Source organism: Desulfofarcimen acetoxidans DSM 771 (genome assembly GCF_000024205.1).
Lineage (GTDB): Bacteria > Bacillota > Desulfotomaculia > Desulfotomaculales > Desulfofarciminaceae > Desulfofarcimen > Desulfofarcimen acetoxidans.
The window spans coordinates 2,838,371-2,858,591 of sequence record NC_013216.1 but is presented as its reverse complement, the minus strand read 5'-3'; the positions used below and the strand labels follow the sequence as shown (position 1 = coordinate 2,858,591).

Below are 20,221 nucleotides of genomic sequence, written 5' to 3'. Positions count from 1 at the left end.
AGACATATATTAAAGTGTAATGTTATTTTTTACCCTTTGACTGAATTTATTCATAGACTTAAATATTTTGCTGCGGCTTGTTCTCCGTATTATGTTAAGTAATGCACGGAATGGAAAGGAATATACTGATTGTTGTTGAATTATACTAACGATATGGAATGGAAAGGAGATGTTTTGATGGAAAATGAAAATTTAAATATTGCGCGTTCTGTGGTTGATTTAGCTGTAAAGCAAGGCTCTGAAATGGCAGAGTCTTATTTAAGCTATAGCAAAGAATTAGATATAGAGGTAAGAGGCGGTAAGGTTGATACAATGGTTATGGCAGAGGACAGGGGACTGGGGCTGAGAGTTTTCATTGGCGGTCGAACAGGTTTTGCCTTTACTACTGATCTTACAGAAGCAGGGCTTGCGGAATGTGTAAGGCAGGCAAAGGATAACTCAGCTCAAATTGCGGCCGACGCCCATAACGGTTTGCCGGAAAAAGTCGAAAAATACGAGCAGATGGATACATTTGACCCGGATATTGCCGCTATACCGGTAGAAGATAAAATAGCTTTGGCTGTGGCTATGGAGAAATCAGCCAGGGATTATGACCCGAGAGTTAAGATTATAGAGAGTTCCTCTTACAGCGATAGTATATCCTCAGTTGTTATAGCCAATTCCCACGGTCTGGCTGCATCTTGCCAGTCAACATATTGCGGTATTTACCTTGCGCTGGTTGCTGTTGATGGGGATGACTCCCAAACCGGTTTTGCTATGGATTACCGATTAAAATACAAGGACTTAAATCCTAAAGCAATTGGCCGGGAAGCCGCATTAAAGGCTGTGCGCATGCTCGGTGCACAGCCTGTCTCAACCAGGAAGGTGAGTGTTGTGTTGGAGCCTTATGTAGCTGCCGGTTTTCTGGGTTTAATGTCATCTTCTTTCACGGCTGAAGCTGTACAGAAAGGCCGATCTTTATTTGCCAACAAAATAGGCTCGAAGGTAGCTTCAGAGCTTATTAACGTAGTTGATGACGGTTCCCTGCCGGGAGGCATAGCTTCCGCTCCTTTTGACGGTGAAGGTGTGCCCACGGCAAAAACAGTGCTGATTAAGTCCGGTGAGTTAAAAGCTTACCTTTATAATACTTATACGGCTAAACAGGATGGGGTTGTTTCAACCGGCAACGGGGTAAGAGGTTCGTTTAAAGGTACGCCGGAAGTAGGTACGACAAATTTTTATATAGAACCGGGTAATTGCTCTCCCGGTGACTTAGTTAAAGCTGTTAATTCGGGTTTGTTTGTTACTGAAGTAATGGGTATGCACACGGCAAATCCAATTTCCGGTGACTTTTCCGTGGGTGTTTCAGGTTTATTGATTGAGAACGGGCAAATCACTAAACCGGTGAGGGGTGTAGCCATCGCAGGCAATATAATAACTTTGCTATCAAGTGTGAACGGGGTTGGCAGCGATTTGAAATTTTTTGGTGGGAAAGGTGCTCCCACGTTGAGAATTGAAGGGATTACCGTCAGCGGGCATTAGCAAAACTAAAATTATTCATCTTCGCAGCATGTGTCGCTGCCCTCTTTTGTCTTTGCAAGCAGGCGCAAATTATGGTAAAATTATGGACAGTGACAGCAGGTGGTGAATAATTTTGAAATTATTAATACTTAACGGACCGAATCTGAACATGCTGGGCTTAAGAGAACCTGAAATCTACGGTAATTTAACTTTAGACAATATTAATGAAAAGGTTAAGGTTTATTGCCAGCAAATAGGTATAGAAGTCGAATTCATGCAATCCAATTATGAGGGAGCTTTAATTGAAAGAATACACCAGGCATTTGGCGGGGATATCGCTGCGATTATCATAAATCCGGGTGCTTTGACTCATTACAGCTATGCCCTGAGAGATGCTGTTGCCGCTGTAAAAATACCAACAATTGAAGTTCATCTATCTAATATTCATGCCAGAGAAGAATTTCGCCATCATTCTGTAATTGCACCGGTAGCAGTGGGACAAATCTGCGGGTTTGGCCTGCATAGTTATCTGTTGGCAGTACAAATGGCAGCTGTCTATATTAAAAAATAGGCTTTTTAGCAACCACCAAAGGGGTATGAAATGATAAACAGGATTAATGCGGTGCGGAAATTGTTGAATAAAGCAGCTTTAGATGCCATAGTGGTTATAAATCCTGGAAACAGGTTGTATCTCAGTGGTTTTACAGGCACTTCCGGTATTTTATTCATTGATGCCCGGCGAGCTATTTTATTAACAGACTTTCGCTATCGTGAGCAGGCAGCGGCACAGGCACCGGATTACGAGATAATAACCTTTACCGGTTTATTTACCGAAAAGCTGTTGGAATTTATTACTCCGTCAAAATCATATAGACTGGCCTGTGAAGGTGACTATATTACCTATAAGCAGTTTATAGCCATAAAAGAGAGCTTGCAAGACATAACCGTTCACCCGGTTAATGAATTTGTCGAAGCTTTAAGATTAGTTAAAGACAATACAGAGATAAATAAGATAGGCCGGGCAGTTAAAATAGCCGACGATGCTTTTGCCAATATTCTTCCCCTGATTAAACCCGGTGTTTCTGAAATAGAGTTGGCACTGGAGTTGGAGTTTTTTATGCGCCGGGCCGGAGCGGAAAAGGCCGCTTTCACTTTTATTGTTGCTTCCGGCACCAGAAGTTCTATGCCGCACGGAGTAGCCTCAGAAAAATTAATAAAACCGGGAGAATTGCTGACCATGGATTTCGGTGCTGTTTACCAGGGCTATCATTCAGATATCACACGTACGGTATTAATAGGAACTTCAACCGCCAAGCAGTCTGAAATTTACCGTATAGTTTTGGAAGCTCAAATAGCAGCTCTGGCTGCTGTCAGGTCCGGTATAAAGGCCAGTGAGGTGGATAAAGCCGCCCGTGACATTATTGCTTCTTATGGTTACGGTGAAAACTTCGGTCACAGCACGGGACACGGGCTGGGTTTAAATATTCATGAAAACCCCCGGCTGGCCGCAAAAGATGAAACTATTCTGCTGCCAGGCATGGTAGTTACCATTGAACCCGGCATATACATACCGGATTGGGGCGGTGTCCGCATTGAAGATACAGTTGTTGTAGAAGAAAACGGTTGTCAAATACTGACCAGATCACCAAAGATGAATTTAATGGAAATATTCTAGCTCTGGAATACACATAAAGGATTTAAATAAGACTTATCTGAGGGATTTTGTTATTTCAAGGAGGGAGCAAGCATTGATATCCACTAACGATTTCCGCACCGGTCTAACCATCGAAATTGATAATGATATTTATCAAGTTGTTGATTTTCAACACGTTAAACCCGGCAAAGGTGCTGCCTTTGTACGTTCAAAGCTGAGAAACATGCGTACCGGCGCAGTTGTGGACAAAACCTTTAACGCCGGTGAAAAGCTTCATAAGGGGCGCGTTGAGCGCAAAGAAGTGCAGTATCTGTATAACGACGGTACGAGTTATAACTTTATGGATATGGAAACCTTTGATCAGATGTCCATGAATAGAGAGGAATTAGGGGATGCAGTAAAGTATCTCAAAGAAAATATGCTCATCACCATACAAACCTTTCAAGAAAAGCCCATTGGTTTTGACTTACCCAATTTTGTTGAACTGGAAGTAACGGATACCGCACCAGGTATAAAAGGTGACACAGCTTCCGGCGGATCTAAGCCTGCCACTCTTGAAACGGGCTATGTGGTTCAGGTGCCCTTCTTTATTAATGTGGGAGATGTCCTGCAAATAGATACCAGAACAGGAAATTATATTAAGCGGGCCTAAATAAGCTAATGATTGCAAAATTCAATCATTAGGAAATATATGTTTAAAACCCTCTTTGCTGAGTCATACTAATAGAGTCAATGCTGCATATCGGCTAACTATTAATCAAAGGGGGTAAAATGCTTATGTCTGATCTTAGATCAAGAGTAGCTTATCTTCAGGGGCTTTCCGAAGGACTTGATCTGGATGGTGCTTCTAAAGAGGGCAAGGTGCTGCAGGGCATAATTGATGTATTAGAAGATATTGTAGATACAATGGACGTTATCGAAGATTCACAGGAGCAAATGGAGGAGTACATGGAGAGAATTGATGAAGACCTCCTTTCTCTGGAAGATGATTACTACGATGACAGGTCATGTACTTGTGAGCATGACGGTGCAGAATATGTTGAAGTAGATTGTCCCGAGTGCGGTGAAACAGTTTGTTTTGATTCAGACATTTTAGAGGATGAGGATGTTATTGAAGTAACCTGTCCGTCTTGTGATACTGTGGTGTTTATCAATGATGACCAGCCACTGACGGGCGGAAATGAAATGATTGAGGGACATTCTTACATTAATAAAAAATCCTCCGATATAATTTAATAACAAAAAAGACAGTAGCATATTAGACTACTGTCTTTTTTATTATTCTTGGAAATTATGCTCATCATGGATCTTTGGATAAGTTAAGGTTAATACTGCATAATTTACAGCAAGCGCGAGTGTCTGCGGCTGCTCTAAAGTCGCTTAAGACGACTTTCTTGATAACTATTGACATTTTAAGTGCGGAACACTAGAATAATCGTTAGGTTTAGGAATAAATTTCATAATTAAAGGTGTTTTTGGTACAATAATATTGCAAAACTTAAAAAGAAAGGCGGGGGCATTTTGTCAAAAAAAATAGTTATTGTGGGCGGGGTTGCGGCAGGTCCTAAAGTTGCTGCCCGTGCCCGCAGGGTTATGCCTGATGCGGAAATTACCGTTATAGAGAAAAGTAATATAATATCTTATGCCGGTTGCGGCATGCCCTTATATGTATCCGGACATGTGAGAAAACTGGACGAGTTAGTTTCCACCTCTTACGGGGCCATTCGCAATAAAGACTTTTTTTTAAATGAAAAAGGAGTTAAAGTACTTACCGGAACAGAAGCCTTGTCCATAGACCGTGAGAATAAAAAAGTATTAATGAAGGATCTTGCCACCGGGGTGGAATCCTATATTGAATATGATCAACTGGTACTGGCTACCGGATCAACACCGATTAATCCACCTATTGAAGGTTTAAATCTAAAAAAAGTATTTAAGTTATACCACCCTGACGATGCCGTGGCTCTAAAAGAATTTTTAGAAAACGCGGATGTGGAGATGCCGGTAATCATCGGTTCTGGCTTAATTGGCATGGAAACTGCGGATGCGCTGGTAGGAAAAAAACTCTTCCCGACAGTTGTAGAACTCAGGGAGCAACTTTTGCCGGGCATCCTTGATCCTGAAATGGCTGCTTCACTGAAGACTAAGTTGGAAGATATGGGTATGGAGTTTGCCTTGGAACACACTGTACAGAAGTTAGAGGGCGATGAAGATGGCAATGTAACAGGTATAGTGACCGACAAGGGAACCATTGACGCCGACATGGTGCTTGTGGCTGTGGGAGTTAGACCCAATGTAGAACTGGCCCGTAAGGCAGGTCTTACCATCGGTGAGACAGGTGCCATAGCTGTCAATGAATTTATGCAGACCAGTGACCCGGATATCTATTCTGCCGGTGACTGTGTGGAAAACACCAATATTATAACCGGTCGTAAAGTATTTGTGCCGCTGGCTTCAACAGCCAATAAGCAGGGCAGAATAGTGGCGGACAATATTGCAGGCAAAAAGTCCAGGTTTAAAGGCATTTTAGGTACTGCCGTTTTGGAAATAGGCGGTATTAATATAGGTCGAACCGGTTTAAGCGAACAGCAAGCGCTGGATGCTGGTTTTGAGATAGCCACAGCCGCCAATGCCAATCATGACAGAACCCATTATCATAACAAGCATGGCCAAATGATTCTGAAGATTATAAGTGATGCAAAAACCGGGCGCCTTTTAGGAGCACAGGGTTTAGGCAAAGGTGATGTAATCAAACGCATTGATGTTTTGGCTGCAGCAATTACTTTTGGCGCCACTCTGGAGGACTTTTATAACATTGACCTGGGCTATGCGCCTCCCTTCTCAACTCCTATCGATATGGCGGCTCATACAGCTAACACAGTACGTAATAAAATCGATGGGTTGACTGCCTCTGTTTCTGCCAGGGAACTCAAAGAGAAGCTTGAACGCGGTGATGATTTTGTGCTTCTGGATGTTCGGACACAGCAGGGCTACCAGTCTCGTCATATTGAAGACAAGAGAGGCATGTTGATACCTTTGCATGAACTGAGATACAGGCTCTCCGAGATACCTAAGGATAAGGAAATTGTGGTCCTTTGTGCTATGGGTGGCCGTAGCTATGAAGCTGCCTGCACTCTTAAAGGTGCGGGTTATAATGATGTTAAATATCTGGAGACAGGCTTTGAGGGCTGGCCTTATGATTATGATTAATATTTGAGAAAACTTTCTCGGTAAAAATAAAAAATAAAAACCCGTTACACTCTGTGTAACGGATTTTTATTTTTGGTTAGCTGCGATTAATCTTTAACCAAACCCCGCCAGAATTCCCCCACCTCTAAGGTGGTGGGATGAATGGCGGCCTTGTTTTGTGTACTAATAAAATGTTTGCCAAAGCCTCTATGATGTGGCAAAATATAATCAGATGCAATAACGAAAGGCTGATTATTATTGAGCAAACTTGATACAAATAGCCACTCGGTCTTCTTACTCACATATCATCTGATTTTGGTAGTAAAATACCGCAGAAAAGTTATAAACGACACAATAGCAAACCGTATCAAAGAAATTGGTGAGTATATTGCACCAAAATATAATATTAGTTTCCTTGAATACAACCATGACAAAGATCACACACACATATTATTCAAGGCTCACCCTAATTATGGAAAGAATATTTTTGGTCGCAAAGTTTTTGTCTTCTAACTACAGGTGGTACACCCATTGAAGTAATTAAGAAGTACATTGAAACCCAGGGTGAAAAGAGGTGAATCGTTTGCAAATTGTCTACCGGTTTGAAATGCGTCCGACCAAAGAGCAACAGAAAAAAATGTTTCACACACTAAAACTTTGCCGGAAACTCTATAACTGGTCTTTATCTGAGCGTCAGCGTGTGTATAAAGAAACCGGCCAAGGGTTGACATATAATAAACAGCAGAATATGCTGCCGGGCTATACAAAAGAACATCTGGAATACAAGCAAGTTCACAGTCAGGTAATGCAGGATACTTTGCGCCGGGTAGACTTTGCCTATCAGCGGTTTTTTGCCAAAGAAGCCGGATACCCCCGGTTCAAAAACCGTGACCATTACACATCATTTACCTATCCCCAGGTGGATGCTGTAAATAAAACTTTCTCTAAGCCGGGTAAAATTTATCTTTCTAAAATAGGTTTCGTAAAAATGACAACTTACCGGGAATTTGATGCCAGTCAAATATCCAGGGTTAACATAAAGTATTACGGTGGTAAGTGGTACGCTAATTTGACAGCCGAAGTGGAAGTAGCCGAAAATCTTACTGACAGAACCAAATCCACCGGAATAGACATGGGTCTTGAGCATTTTGCCGTACTGTCTGACAGTACAGAGATAGAAACCCCAAAGTACTATCTTAAATCGGAAAAGAAGTTAGCTAAACAACAGCGCAGACTCTCCCGCAAAAAGAAAGGTTCTAACAACCGAGGGAAAGCCAAAACTAAGGTTGCCAAACTTCATGCCAAGATAACTAATCAACGAAAAGACTTTTTGCATAAGACAAGCTTTGAGATAGCTCAAAGCCATGACATTATTATCATGGAAGATCTGCGAATCAAAAATATGGTCAAAAACCACCGTCTAGCTAAAAGCATACATGATGCTTCATGGGGTACATTCAGAAACCTTGTTGAGTATAAATGTCACAGATATGGTAAGATATTTCTTCCTGTCCCTCCTCATGGCACTTCCCAGACATGTCTTTGTGGTGCCAATGTGCCAAAGGATTTGAGTGTCAGAGTGCACCGGTGTCCTGCTTGTGGAATGGTTATGCCCAGGGATTTGGTGTCAGCCATATTGATAGAACGTCGTGGCTTAGAAATGCTAGTGGCTTAGATATATAGTTGTAGGGCGGGGACCGCCCGAAATCATGCCTGCTGGAGGCCGTGTAAGACCTATTGCTCTTTGTAACGGTAGGCCGTGGCTGATGAATCAGGAAACGCTCGTTGATGTTCCTTTGGAAGCCCCCGCTTCTTAGTGGAACGTAGGCGGGGGTAGTTCACCATAACGTAAGCTAAAAACAGGGAATCAATTATTACCATTCCAAAAAAACCAACTGTAAATCTTTGCTCCCGCGGAATTAATTTTCGCAATTTATATCCGGTAAAAAATGATAATGATCCAAAAAAAACAAGCTAAAAGGAATTCAATAACATTTCCCCCGGGGTTTACCCAAAAAGTATTCATAGGCTCACCTTCTATTAATCAATAAATCTTCAATTCATTTTATAACTATTTTGTTTGACATTACAAGAATAACTTTATATGGCAAGGTAGTTAATTGAAGATTAAATTTATTGCTTTCCGTGGCGTAAGCGAAGGCTGCACTGAATCCGCTGGTGTAATCAATCAAAAACCTGAAAGCTTATATATGGGCTATTGGGAATGAGTAAAAGATTTGGTAAGAAAAAATCGGAACTTAAGGTTCAAGGAAAGATGGTTGCTTCTATTACCGGTGCCAAGATGTTTGATGACTACAAAGATGCCTGTATGCGCTGGGCAAATGATCTGGCTGAAAGGCGTGGTACTAATAAATTTCAGATTTGTAGTGTCAAACCGGATGAAATTAAAAACTTTTTAGAACGGGTTGCTATGACTCATCGGCCTGATACTGTGCATCATCAATACTTAGGTTTTCGCTACCCAGCGGCAAAGAAAAGTGTAGTTTATTAAATTGTGAATAATATTCTGAGATAGAACCACCTTTTGAAGTGCTTCACTGCTTACTGGAACAGTGGCTCCGCCAAACAGGTATATGCATAGGGCACTCCCAACATATGTTTATTTATTGACAATGTCCCCAACTATACAAAGAGGCAATGCGAATATTCATCTATTGACTCTTTATTGTAGCATTGTTGCTAAACTTAACTTTAATCAATATATTTCGAAGAAATGTCCCCCGTGGGGGTTACACTTAGGTAATTAGTTGTGAGTTAGGCGGGTGTGACATGGAATATGTAGGGATAAAATAAGAACTCGCTAGCGTTTAGTAGCTAGCGAGTTCTTATATATCATAATAAAACATACATTTATTTGATAAGTTTTGCTTTTATTATAAATTTCTCTTGGAATACATAATAAATATCTATTGATAGATTCCACCTAATAATGTAAAATGAATACAAAATAATGAGGTATAATTTCCTTCTATGATGAAATGATAAATGCCATATTCATACTATTGATATTCCGACTTGACTACGGGATAAATTGATTGTGTCATAATCAATTAGGGAATAATTGATTAGCAAGAAAGAGGTGTAGATAATTTATATTAGCAAATTATTTCTTAAGGATTTTATGCTTTTTAATTCCCTTAATATTGATTTTTCCAAGAATATCAATATTATTAGCGGAGAAAACAGCACTGGTAAGACGGCTATTTTAAAACTGTTGTATTCGGTAACCAAATCAATAAGTGAGGCTAACAAAGCCAAGTCAGAGTTAACAAAAGAACAGAATGAAAATCTTTTAGTTTCAAAGCTTCAAGGCGTTTTTAGACCTGATGATGATAAAATTGGACGTTTAGTTACACGCATTCAGGGAAGAAATCGTTCTGATATAGTTATAACAGTAAATAGTAATTCTAAACTTGAATTTAGTTTTAGTACAAATAAAGAAAAGCATGTGAATATCGGGCAAACCTTAAGAAGATTCGTAAAAGCAGTTGAGCCAATATATTTTCCACCTAAAGAAATAATCTCGGCTACAGAGAATTTTACTTCATTATACAAAGAATACCATATTGCTTTTGAAGAAACTTATTATGATTTGGCTCTTTTACTTGATAAGCCGTTAAAGCGTGGAGCAAATACTGCTAAGCAAAATAAAATATTGGAAAGCTTTAATAGAATAATAAATGGAAACATAATTCAAAGGGGTAAGAAGTTTTACCTTAAAGTGGATGGACAAGGTGAGTTTGAGATGGGTTTGCTTTCCGAAGGATATCGAAAACTTTCAACTATTATATATTTAATCCTTTCTGGAAGTTTAAATAATAACTCAATTCTATTTTGGGATGAGCCGGAGACAAATATGAATCCTAAAATGATAGAACCGATAGTACAAGCTTTAGTAGTACTAGCAACCATGGGAGTCCAAATTTTTATTGCGACACATGACTACTTTGTACAGCAGAGTTTTTCCATGATTTCCGAGTATAAACAGCTTACTCTGGATAATATTGATGTTAAATTCATTTGCCTTTATAAGGAAGATGATAGTATCTTTTTTGAATCCGGCCCTACATTGTTAGATTTACAGCATAATGCTATTATGCAAGAATTTGATCACCTTTATGATAGAGAACAGAGGTTATTCTATGAGGATCGATGAAAGTGGCATCGTCTTTGAATTTAACGATAAACTTACTGTAGATAAATTTGATGATACTGGATATTACCAAAATTACTTTAAGAAATTAACTGGAGGCAAGGGAGTAGATTTCATTCTAAATTCGGATGATACTCTTATGCTAATAGAAGTCAAAAATTGTGCCGGATACGAGAGCGACAATAGATGGAGAATTTTTGCTAATAATAGCAAACGTGATACAACCGCAACAATGGTTGACACCGATGACCGGGACAGCCTTGATATTGAAATACCAAAAAAAGTAGCAATGACATTAGCATGTTTGTGTGGTGCACATTCTCAGCCACAATTTCAAACACATAGCAACGTATTGAAGAAGTATTTTAATTTTATCAGGTCGAACAATATATCTTCAGAGAAAAACAAAATAAAAATTGTTTTGTTTTTGGAGGGAGACTTTGCCTCAAAAAAAATGCCGCAAAAGCTGATTTTGACCACTTTGGGTAGAAAAATAAAAGAGAAACTCTCTTGGCTTAATTGTAATATTATTGTTGAAAATATTGAAAGTCATCACAATAACTATTACACTGCTAGCATAATAAAGTAAACCTTTTCAGCACCGGAAAACAAACTCGCTAGCGTTAAGGGGCTGTTGACTTTATAATTCTTTTTATGTTAATTGCCAATGCCGATAAGAGGCATTGTTCTCGAATATTATCAATACCCCTCTTAAATGTCATTTTAAGGTTATGCTGCTGCTTTAATGTTCCAAATGTACCTTCACACCAAATTCTACGTAAACGTTGAACTTCCCGGTATTCTAAGGTATTATCATTTTTAGTGGAGTCAATAAACTCGTAATAATGGAAATACTTACTAATAACAAGAAGAGTAATCCAGATGCGAGTTTATGAAAAAGAGTTTAAAGAAGACTGTTTGCTTGGTATACTCTACACAAGCTGGACAAGTACCCGAAGTAACGCGTTCATCCACTGATATCAGCTTAATGCCATGAAGCTTTAACTTATACTCCAGCATCCTGCGTAATTCACCAGTTTATGAAAAAAGGGCAGCTAAAGTTGCGAATTAATAACCCACACGGTTCAGATATTGGCGTACAATTACTAAGGAGACTACAAGACCACGTACATGAACATTAACCGCTGCTTCTATTGCTAATACAAAAGCACTTATTACTTCATCATCACTTGCTCTTATTTTACTAACTTGGCCTGGTATAAGTTGATTTAATCGGTTTGTAGGTCTTGGTGGAATTGTTAAACCTTCGTTTTTAAGGAATTGCTCCAGTTTAGTTGTTGATGGAAAGACTATTTCATCAAGGCCCCATTTAATTAGATTGCATAAATCCTTATCCTGAGTATTCTCTAAATAAATTTCCATATTTACGGGATAACAGTATTAGTATTATTGGTGAAATTAAGAATTATCGAAGAAAATAATATATAATTCAACAGATTTTTTTGTTATTATTGCCAATTAATCTATTGACAAAGGAGAAAATGATTGTCTATAATGATAGCAGTAAAATGATAATGATTTTAATTATCATTTTACTGCTATTTTGTTATGGATTAAATCATCACATTCGATACTTTATCATACCCGATATAGCCATCGGTTTGAAGAAAACCGTGAAAACCTTCCAGAAGCCGCCTCGCGTGCTCACCTGACCGTGTAGGCTGATATTCAAACAGCACCACCGGCGCAGTTCCGGTATTGCCTGAACAGTATACCCACATTCTTGATTCTGGGGATGGCCTCTTTCCCTCTTCTTTAAGAACCTGAATAACAGTTTCATCTGTGCGAGCGCACTTGCAACTCCCGGCGCATAAAGGGCCACTGTTGCTAAGTGGAAAAGCATGGATTTAATTAAAGCCACTAATTAGAATGATTTTTTATGACTAGCCAATGAGAATGAGAGTCATTAGCGCTGAGGGAAAGGAAAAGACAAAGTTGGAATCCGAGTTATGGATCCAGAAAGGAGGTGTTACGATGACAATTGATCTAATAAACGAAATTTTGAAAGATGTTGGCCTGGAAAGAATCGAACATGATGATGGCCAGGATGAACCTTTGGATAGTTGATAAGTATTGATCTTTCATTTTCCCCTTATGGACTGTCGTTAATGGGAGTTTTTTTTATCAAGCCTAAAGCGCTTTGATTATTAATTAACTTAGGAGGAGGAATGAAATGTTTAGGTCCGGTATTAAAGGGCTTGCTGTGATTTTACTGCTGCTTTTGGATATGTTTTACGTTGTCCCGTTTTGCGGGGCCGCGGAAGAAAATATAGGTGTTCTGGTGGTGGCCCACGGCTCCGATGAAGCCTCATGGAACGCTACGGTTCAGCAGGCGGTAGCAGAGATCGCTCTGCCTTATCCTGTGGAGTTGGGTTTCTTGGAATTTACCGAGCCGGATATTCATGCCGCGGTAGAAGCTTTGGAAGCGAGGGGTGTTGATAAAATCATTGCCGTGCCCCTGTTTATTTCTTCTTATTCCAACCATATCGAAGAGATTAAATATGTGTTGGGCTTGAGACCTGATCTTCCGGAAGCGGAGGAACCTGCCGGAGGGCACCCCGGCGGAGGCGGGGATGGCATCGAAGAAGAGGATCTGACGCCGGTGGATACCGGGGCTGAGATTGTGCTAACCCCGGCCCTGGATGACCATGTGATGGTGGCGGGAATCCTGGCCGACCGGTTGAAGACCATCAGTCAGAATCCAAGCGAGGAAATAGCCGTGCTGGTGGGGCACGGTCCGGATACCGGGGAAGGCCGGCAAAAGTGGCAGGAAACCTTTGAATCTCTGGCCGGCCGTCTAAAAGCTTTACTCAATTTAAAGGATGCCGGCTATGGTTTTGCGCTTATGGGCGAGCCCTCCGTTCGTGATTCGGTTTACAAAGCCGTTTACCAGGGGGATGTGCTGGTGGTGCCGGTGATGTTGAGTGAAGGGTACTTTACCGACACGGTAATCCCACATACACTATTGACTGACTTAGATTACCGCTATCCGGATGCCGGTAACAGAGCTTTAATGCCTCATTCAAATATTGCCCGCTTTATTGAGTTAAGGGTGAATGACGTGGTTCTGCCGCCCTTGGAGATTAAAAAGGAAGGCGATCTTTCTCCGGTCAACTATACCGATGTGGCGCTGGAGGAGGACGGTAAATTTTGTGTTTGTGGATCCTTTGCTTTTCGAGCGATGCAGGCAGCTCTAGCTGAGCTTTGGCCCGGTGAAATACCTGAGCAAGATAGGATCTATGTTCAAGGTCCTTATTCCGACGGAGTGGAAGCCGCGCTGGAAAGAATTACGGGCAGCGGCCACTTCAGTTTGGAGGATCGGGAACAGAATACAGGTTTCTATAATTTTAAGGTAACGGATAAGCTCAACCGAAAAGCCGTCAACATCACTGTCAAACCGGAAGTATATCCGGAGAACTTCTTTGAACTGAAGAAAAAAGTCAAAGAGGGAACAGCCATTTCGGAGGAAAAGCAAGAGTTTCAAGCCAAGCGTGTCCAGTTGGTGGAAAAGCTGCGCTGGGATAGCCTGGAGCAGCTGTTCACCCTGGAAACGGTTCAGTCAGGCAGTACCGGTATCCTGGTTTTGGCCCATGGTTCAGGCCAGGACAGTTGGAACCAGCCTGTCATTGACGCGGTTCAGAACGTAAAAAGCCCTTTCCCGGTAGAAGCCGGTTTCCTGGAATCTGTTCCGGGTAAGGATATTCCTACAGCTATTCGAAAACTGGAGGCACAGGGTGTGGAACGCATCATTGCCGTACCAATTTTCGTTGCTTCAGCCTCAGGTCATATAGAGGAAATTAAGTATATGCTGGGGTTACCCAGTTCCATCACCCCTGAGGAGGCAGTCGCGGAGGGTTTGGAGCCGATTCAGCACAGCGCCGTCATTGAATTGACCCCTGCGCTGGATGATCATATTCTGGTGGCTGGCATTCTGAACGATCGCATCGCTTCAGTTAGTCAGCAAGCCGCTCAGGAAGTGGTGGTGTTAGCCGCGCACGGAACATCGTCAACTGAGGAACTGGCAGTCTGGAAGCATAACCTGACTTCGCTGGGTCAAAAACTTAAAGAAAAACATGGTTTTTTAGATGTGGACTATGGTTTTGCCGCCGTAGGTGAACCAGGACTACGGGCAGTGGTAGAAGACCGGCAAACAGCTCACCCCGGTGCTTCACTAATTGTCATGCCGGTTATGCTTTCTGAAGGCACTCTTACCAGCAATAAGATCCCGTCGGTACTGGCTGGTTTAGAATATATATATCCCACGGCAGGGCAGCGTTCTTTATTGCCGCACAACAATATTTCTCACTTAATTTCAGCCCGCGCCAATGATGCTGTGCTGGGTTCCCTTCAGGTTAAACAGGGTGACAATCTGCTCTCGATTTCGTATTCAGACGTCGGCATAGAAGAAGACGGAAAGGTTTGTGTCTGCGGATCCTTTGCCTTCCGGGCGATGCAGGTTGCCTTTGATCAATTGTGGGCAAACGAAGTTCCCCGGCAGGAGTATATCAAAGTAATTGCCTATAATCCTTCCGATGGCACGGAATATACACTGAAAATGATTGCCGGTGTGGGGAATTATTCTTTTGACGAAACAATTAATGATTCCATTTATACAACTCCTGATCTTTATACTTACAGGGTGACAAACAAATCTACGGGCCGGTCCATAGTTATCAAGCCTGGGCCGGAGGTCTTTCCTGAAGACTTCTTCAGTTTAAAGGCCAAGGTGGTAAACGGTACTGCCACCGCTGAAGAAAAACAGGGATTTCAGAGCCTGAGAAGCCAGGTGGAAGAGAAGCTGCGCTGGCAAACGGCAGATAAAATCCTGACCTGCCTGTTGGTAAGCGAGACAGGCTCGGGAGGAGGCGGCGGTGGCGGCAGCTCTTCCTCACGACCGGAGGTTGACGTGTATGTTCCGGCGAAGGATGCCGCAGATATTGCTCCGGACGTCGAGGTAAGTGTAACCTTCGACGTGACGGTGGAAGCAGTTTCCGATACTTCTCTGGATGGCATTACCCTCAAAGACGCCGCCGGAAACAAAGTGGGCGGCGTGAAAGCCACCTTGAGCGGTAAGAAACTGAGCCTGTCTCATGACGCCTTTGACCCCGGGGTGAATTACATGGTCAATATCCCCTCCGGGGCGGTGAAGCGCCAGGGATCCAGTTCCTCTGCCTACTACAACAGAGAAATCCAATGGAGCTTTACCACCGGTAAACAGTCCGTTCCTGTGGAGGAAGCCGACCACCCGAAGATGCCGTATCCCGATGTGCCTGCGGGGCACTGGGCTGCCGGTGACATTGCAAAACTCTACCGGGAAGGCATTATGAAGGGGTACCCGGATGGCAGCTTTAAGCCGGAAAACAATATCACCAGGGCTGAATTCACAGTGTTGCTGGTAAAAGCCATGGGATGGCAGCCTTCGTCCACCGGACTTGATTTCGCAGATTCCGGCGTTATCCCTCCCTGGGCCGGGGGCAGTATTGCCGCCGCAGTGGAGAATGGTGCTTTAAGTGGCTACGAAGACGGCACCTTCCAGGCCGACCGGCTGATCAACCGCGCCGAGATAGCGGTAATAATCGTGCGAGCCATGGGTAAGCAAATCGATACGTTGCGACCGGAGGCGTTGACCTTCAGCGATGCCGGCGCCGTCGCGGATTGGGCCAGGGGCTATGTGGCCGAAGCCGTGGAGCAGGGTATTATCAAAGGAAAACCGGGCAACCTCTTTGCGCCCGGTGACAGCGCCACCCGCGCCGAAGCGGCGGCAATGGTGGCCAGGATGATGGAAAATATGGGTAAATAAATAATAAAAGAGCCCCGTTCTTACGGCGGGACTCTTTTACAATGTTATAAATATTTGATTCGCCGAAGGAAAAAGAGTTTTGCAACACTTTCCTGGCTAGTTGGTTGAAAGGAGGACTCTTTTTACAATATGTAGATATCGGTTATTATTATTGAAAGATTGGTGGATATTATGGAAAATATGGCTCCAAAATATAAGGTTTTTAATCCGAAAAACGAAAATTGCACTGTATGTGCCGTGCTTAACAGCATTTACAGATCGGATTCGTTTCAGATAGAGACGGAAATACCAAAACAATTTGGAAAGGGTTATTACCAGAGAATTATTGTCAAACCCTCAATGGAAATAAATATATCCGATGTGACTTTTTTTGAACGTATGACAATGGTGGGAGGACAGGGCAATCCCCAGTATTGTTTTGCTTTTTGCCTGGGAGATCAATTCCGGTGGAGGCTGGAAGGGAATAAAGAGGAATATGAAATAGAATGCGGAGAAAACTATATATTCAGCGGAAATCAGGTAAAAAGTATATGCAGCTTCAATCCAGGTCAGCGGTTTTGGGGGGTAAGCATACAGTTAGACTCTGAAGTGATAAAAAGTCTTATTCATTATATGGAAAAAGAGCACTCTTGCACCGGATTACTTGGAAGCAGTATTTTTTATAAAAGAAAATTTTCATACAACATCAAGCGGATTCTAAATGATATAAGCCATTGCCCTTATCGGGATAATATAAAAAGGATATATCTTGAAGGGAAAATACTGGAATTGATTGGCGTTTATATGGATGAACTAATCTTTGAAAAAGGATCACGGCATTCCTCAGTCAAGCTTTCTTCATCTGATATGGAGGCGCTTCATAAAGCCAGAAGGGTTCTTGATGAAAATATTATATCTCCGCCAACGATAGGAGAGCTTGCCAGGCTGGTATGCCTTAATGAATATAAGCTTAAAAACGGCTTTAAGGGGTTGTTTGGCATGCCTGTTCATGCCTATGTCATTGATAAAAGGTTGGAGATGGCACGGTTTTTGTTGGAGTATAAAAAGCTGGGTGTTACTGAGGCGGTATTGCACGTAGGCTATAATGACGCCAGCCACTTTGCTGAGAAATTTAGGAAAAAGTATGGTTTCAATCCATCGGAATACACTAAAAGTTTGTAGCGGCACTATTAATCTTAGGAACAGTGAAGAAATGACTTTTCTGTTCCTAAAATACTTTTTGGCCTAATAGAGATCCTTTTTAGCGTTGCGAGAATAAGTGGAAATAAGCTATTATATTGATAATGAAAATCAATGTCAATAATGATTGTTCATGTGTTTGAGGCAGGGATGATTGATGAAAAAGCGCCATTTATATAAAGAACTGGGGAGTTTATAATGGAACCTCAAAGAACAGTCACTCCGTGGCTGCTTGCCTGTCCCGAAGCTAAAGATAAAATTCGCCTTTTCTGCATGTCCTATGCAGGCGGAGGAGCCTCTATTTACAGGGGATGGATAAATGCTTTCCCCGATGATGTAGGCGTATACCCAATACAGCTTCCAGGAAGGGAAAACAGGATAGCGGAACCACCGTTTTTTGAAATGATGGAACTGGTGGATGCGATCTCCGAAGCAATTGTTCCGTACTTGCGGTGTCCGTTTATCTTTTTTGGCCACAGCATAGGAGCGCGCATCGCGTTCGAACTTGCACGAAACCTGCGAAGAAAATGGAAGAACCAGCCTTGCCGCCTGATTGTTTCAGGAAGCCGCGCCCCACACTTGCCGGAACCAAAACCCCTTCGTCATCTGCCGGATGATGAATTTGTAAAGGAACTGCGTCGTTTTTCAGGTACACCCGAGGTAATTTTGCAAAGCAGAGAACTCATGGAAGTGTTTATCCCGATTCTGCGCGCGGACTTTGCTGTTAACGAAACATATGTCTATGCGGAGGATGTACCGCTTGATTGCCCCATTTCGGCATACGGCGGTACGGAGGATATGGAAGCGAATCGGGCAGAGATTGAAGCATGGGCTTGCCATACAAGCTGTGATTTTACCCTTGAAATGATCGAGGGGGATCATTTTTTCCTGCAGAAAAGAAGGGAATTTCTTTTGCAATCTGTCTTGCGAATTGTATACAAACACTTGAAATTAAGCTATAAAGAAAAGGGTTGTCAATCATGATTTGCGATAATATACTCAAGACCATATGCAATACGCCGATGATCAGAATTAATCGGCTGAATCCAAACCCAAATGTGGAGATCTATGCAAAATTTGAAGGCACAAATCCCGGAGGAAGCATAAAAGATCGGATTGCGCTTAAGATGATCGAGCAGGCCGAGGCCGAAGGTGTACTTAACAGGAAAAAAACCATCATAGAGGCAACTTCTGGCAATACAGGCATTGCGCTGGCGATGATCGGAGCGGTCAAGGACTACAAGGTGGAAATTGTTATGAGTGAAGCCGTATCGATCGAAAGGCGCAAGATGATACAGGCATTCGGCGCGAAGGTCATCCTGACCGATCCGGAATTTGGAACGGACGGTGCTATTCTTAAAGTACGCAAGTTGCTGGAGCAATATCCGGATCGCTATTTCTGCACAGATCAGTTCACGAATAAGTACAATAAACTCGCCCATAGTGAAATTACTGCCGAAGAGATCTGGTTCCAAACGAATGGCAGAGTTGATTATTTCGTTTCAGGGTTGGGAACATCGGGAACCTTGATGGGGGTTGGTGCCGGCCTGAAAAAGTACAATCCTAAAATAAAAATCATCAGTGCGGAACCGGTTGCCGGGCATTATATTCAGGGTCTGAAAAATCTTCAGGAAGCGATTGTTCCGGGCATTTATAATGAAGCTGAACTGGATGAAATTATTATGATCGAAACTGAGGAAGCCTTCGAGATGGCCCGTCAGATTGTCCGCAAGGAAGGGATCTTTGTCGGCATGAGCAGTGGTGCGTCCATGTTAGGAGCGGTTAAAATTGCCCGCAAGCTTTCTTCAGGTGTAATTGTTACTATTTTTCCTGATCGTGGAGAAAAATATTTAAGCACGGATCTCTTCAAGTCTGAGGCAGGTGATGGAAAATTAGGACGGATGGAGGCAGACAGATTTTGCCGCAAATACAAATAACAGAATTTGATGCATCACAATTTGATTCATCCTCTCCCCTGTTGCTATCGGAAGGTGAAGTTCATCTCTGGCGGGCCTTTACGCGAACATTCGAATCTCGGGGCAAGGAGTTGGAAGCGCTCCTTTCCAGAGAGGAAGCCGGTCGGTTTGAGCGGTTTTATTTTCCAAAAGACAGGACGCGTTTTGTCGTAGCACATGGGATATTAAGAATAATTATCGGGCGATACCTGAACATTTCTCCCAACCTGGTTGATTTCCGGAGCAGTCCTAACGGAAAGCCTGAACTGCGTGGACACTTCGATCCGGAATCCTTTTCCTTCAGTCTTTCACATTCTCACAATCTGGTAGTTTTTGCATTCTCGAAATTTCGCAGTCTCGGTGTTGATGTGGAGCATATTCGGCACATGCCGGACCTCCATGAAATAGCGGATAACTATTTTCATCCAAATGAAATAGCGGCGCTTCAAAGCTTTCCTTTAGACAAAAGGAAGAAGGCTTTTTTTGATTGCTGGACACGAAAGGAGGCTTTTGTCAAAGCGACAGGGGAGGGATTGTGCCGGCCCCTTGATTCTTTTTTCGTTTCTATAGGCAGTGAAAAGGAAGGCGGAATTATCAGCGTGGACGGATACGGGATCAGAACTGCGAATTGGAACCTTCTGTCATTCAGACCCGCCCATGGTTATGCCGGCGCCGTTGCGTTCGAAACTTAACTCCGATTTGCTGCCAAAATTTTAATAATACGGCTCCCGATAATCATTGATAATGAT

At 42.4% G+C, this 20,221-nt stretch carries 17 protein-coding genes and 3 pseudogenes; 16 read left to right on the top strand and 4 right to left on the bottom strand.

The genetic code is table 11. The features are described from left to right. Positions 1-177 precede the first annotated feature (177 nt). The 11 genes and pseudogenes from DTOX_RS13130 to DTOX_RS13085 all read left to right on the top strand — a co-directional run bounded on the left by DTOX_RS13130 (position 178) and on the right by DTOX_RS13085 (position 11,106). Positions 178-1,521 (top strand): TldD/PmbA family protein, encoded by a 1,344-nt coding sequence (locus tag DTOX_RS13130; RefSeq protein WP_042315826.1) that lies wholly within the window; start codon positions 178-180, stop codon positions 1,519-1,521. A gap of 112 nt (positions 1,522-1,633) precedes the next feature. Next, positions 1,634-2,071: a type II 3-dehydroquinate dehydratase gene (gene aroQ, locus DTOX_RS13125; protein ID WP_015758168.1), complete on the top strand. Its 438-nt coding sequence runs from the start codon at positions 1,634-1,636 to the stop codon at positions 2,069-2,071. A 30-nt stretch (positions 2,072-2,101) separates the two neighbouring features. Continuing rightward, positions 2,102-3,175: a M24 family metallopeptidase gene (locus DTOX_RS13120; RefSeq protein WP_015758167.1), complete on the top strand. Its 1,074-nt coding sequence runs from the start codon at positions 2,102-2,104 to the stop codon at positions 3,173-3,175. Positions 3,176-3,248: 73 nt separating this feature from the next. Further along, positions 3,249-3,806, top strand: coding sequence for an elongation factor P (gene efp / locus DTOX_RS13115; protein WP_015758166.1), 558 nt, complete (start codon positions 3,249-3,251; stop codon positions 3,804-3,806). A 125-nt stretch (positions 3,807-3,931) separates the two neighbouring features. Continuing rightward, positions 3,932-4,390 carry a CD1247 N-terminal domain-containing protein gene (locus tag DTOX_RS13110; RefSeq protein WP_015758165.1) on the top strand — a complete coding sequence of 153 codons (459 nt, stop codon included), beginning with the start codon at positions 3,932-3,934 and terminating at the stop codon, positions 4,388-4,390. Between the two features lie 285 nt (positions 4,391-4,675). Continuing rightward, positions 4,676-6,364 carry an FAD-dependent oxidoreductase gene (locus DTOX_RS13105; RefSeq protein ID WP_015758164.1) on the top strand — a complete coding sequence of 563 codons (1,689 nt, stop codon included), beginning with the start codon at positions 4,676-4,678 and terminating at the stop codon, positions 6,362-6,364. A gap of 237 nt (positions 6,365-6,601) precedes the next feature. Further along, a pseudogene (tnpA, locus tag DTOX_RS22315) lies at positions 6,602-6,921 on the top strand (IS200/IS605 family transposase). A gap of 5 nt (positions 6,922-6,926) precedes the next feature. Then, a complete protein-coding gene (locus tag DTOX_RS13100) occupies positions 6,927-8,018 on the top strand; it encodes an RNA-guided endonuclease InsQ/TnpB family protein (RefSeq protein ID WP_015758163.1) in 1,092 nt (363 codons plus the stop codon). A 549-nt stretch (positions 8,019-8,567) separates the two neighbouring features. Continuing rightward, positions 8,568-8,855, top strand: a complete 288-nt coding sequence (locus DTOX_RS23760) for a hypothetical protein (RefSeq protein ID WP_015758162.1) — start codon at positions 8,568-8,570, stop codon at positions 8,853-8,855. A 594-nt stretch (positions 8,856-9,449) separates the two neighbouring features. Then, positions 9,450-10,520 (top strand): AAA family ATPase, encoded by a 1,071-nt coding sequence (locus DTOX_RS13090; RefSeq protein ID WP_340140022.1) that lies wholly within the window; start codon positions 9,450-9,452, stop codon positions 10,518-10,520. Further along, a complete protein-coding gene (locus DTOX_RS13085; protein WP_015758160.1) occupies positions 10,507-11,106 on the top strand; it encodes a DUF6661 family protein in 600 nt (199 codons plus the stop codon). The genes DTOX_RS13090 and DTOX_RS13085 overlap by 14 nt, the downstream gene beginning before the upstream one ends. A gap of 34 nt (positions 11,107-11,140) precedes the next feature. On the opposite strand, the gene DTOX_RS22310 is transcribed toward DTOX_RS13085, so the two are convergent. The 4 genes and pseudogenes from DTOX_RS22310 to DTOX_RS22300 form a co-directional block, all read right to left on the bottom strand. Continuing rightward, positions 11,141-11,350, bottom strand: a complete 210-nt coding sequence (locus DTOX_RS22310) for a transposase (protein ID WP_083773441.1) — start codon at positions 11,348-11,350, stop codon at positions 11,141-11,143. 25 nt (positions 11,351-11,375) lie between these two features. Beyond that, positions 11,376-11,540: pseudogene (locus tag DTOX_RS25355) on the bottom strand (zinc ribbon domain-containing protein); the annotation flags it as partial. A gap of 45 nt (positions 11,541-11,585) precedes the next feature. Further along, the gene (locus DTOX_RS13080) at positions 11,586-11,900 is read right to left on the bottom strand and encodes a hypothetical protein (RefSeq protein ID WP_015758159.1); all 315 of its coding nucleotides are present in this window, start codon (positions 11,898-11,900) and stop codon (positions 11,586-11,588) included. A 197-nt stretch (positions 11,901-12,097) separates the two neighbouring features. Continuing rightward, a pseudogene (locus DTOX_RS22300) lies at positions 12,098-12,319 on the bottom strand (IS66 family transposase); the annotation flags it as partial. Between the two features lie 392 nt (positions 12,320-12,711). On the opposite strand from DTOX_RS22300, the gene DTOX_RS13075 reads away from it, so the two are divergent. The 5 genes from DTOX_RS13075 to DTOX_RS13055 all read left to right on the top strand — a co-directional run bounded on the left by DTOX_RS13075 (position 12,712) and on the right by DTOX_RS13055 (position 20,164). Continuing rightward, on the top strand, positions 12,712-16,338 hold the full coding sequence (locus DTOX_RS13075) for a CbiX/SirB N-terminal domain-containing protein (RefSeq protein ID WP_015758157.1): 3,627 nt from the start codon (positions 12,712-12,714) through the stop codon (positions 16,336-16,338). Positions 16,339-16,509: 171 nt separating this feature from the next. After that, positions 16,510-17,499, top strand: coding sequence for a helix-turn-helix domain-containing protein (locus tag DTOX_RS22295; protein ID WP_015758156.1), 990 nt, complete (start codon positions 16,510-16,512; stop codon positions 17,497-17,499). Positions 17,500-17,715: 216 nt separating this feature from the next. Beyond that, the gene (locus DTOX_RS13065) at positions 17,716-18,501 is read left to right on the top strand and encodes a thioesterase II family protein (RefSeq protein WP_015758155.1); all 786 of its coding nucleotides are present in this window, start codon (positions 17,716-17,718) and stop codon (positions 18,499-18,501) included. Continuing rightward, complete coding sequence (locus tag DTOX_RS13060; protein ID WP_015758154.1) at positions 18,498-19,454, top strand: PLP-dependent cysteine synthase family protein; 957 nt, start codon at positions 18,498-18,500, stop codon at positions 19,452-19,454. Before DTOX_RS13065 ends, DTOX_RS13060 begins: the two co-directional genes overlap by 4 nt. After that, the gene (locus DTOX_RS13055; protein WP_015758153.1) at positions 19,436-20,164 is read left to right on the top strand and encodes a 4'-phosphopantetheinyl transferase family protein; all 729 of its coding nucleotides are present in this window, start codon (positions 19,436-19,438) and stop codon (positions 20,162-20,164) included. The genes DTOX_RS13060 and DTOX_RS13055 overlap by 19 nt, the downstream gene beginning before the upstream one ends. Positions 20,165-20,221: the final 57 nt, after the last annotated feature.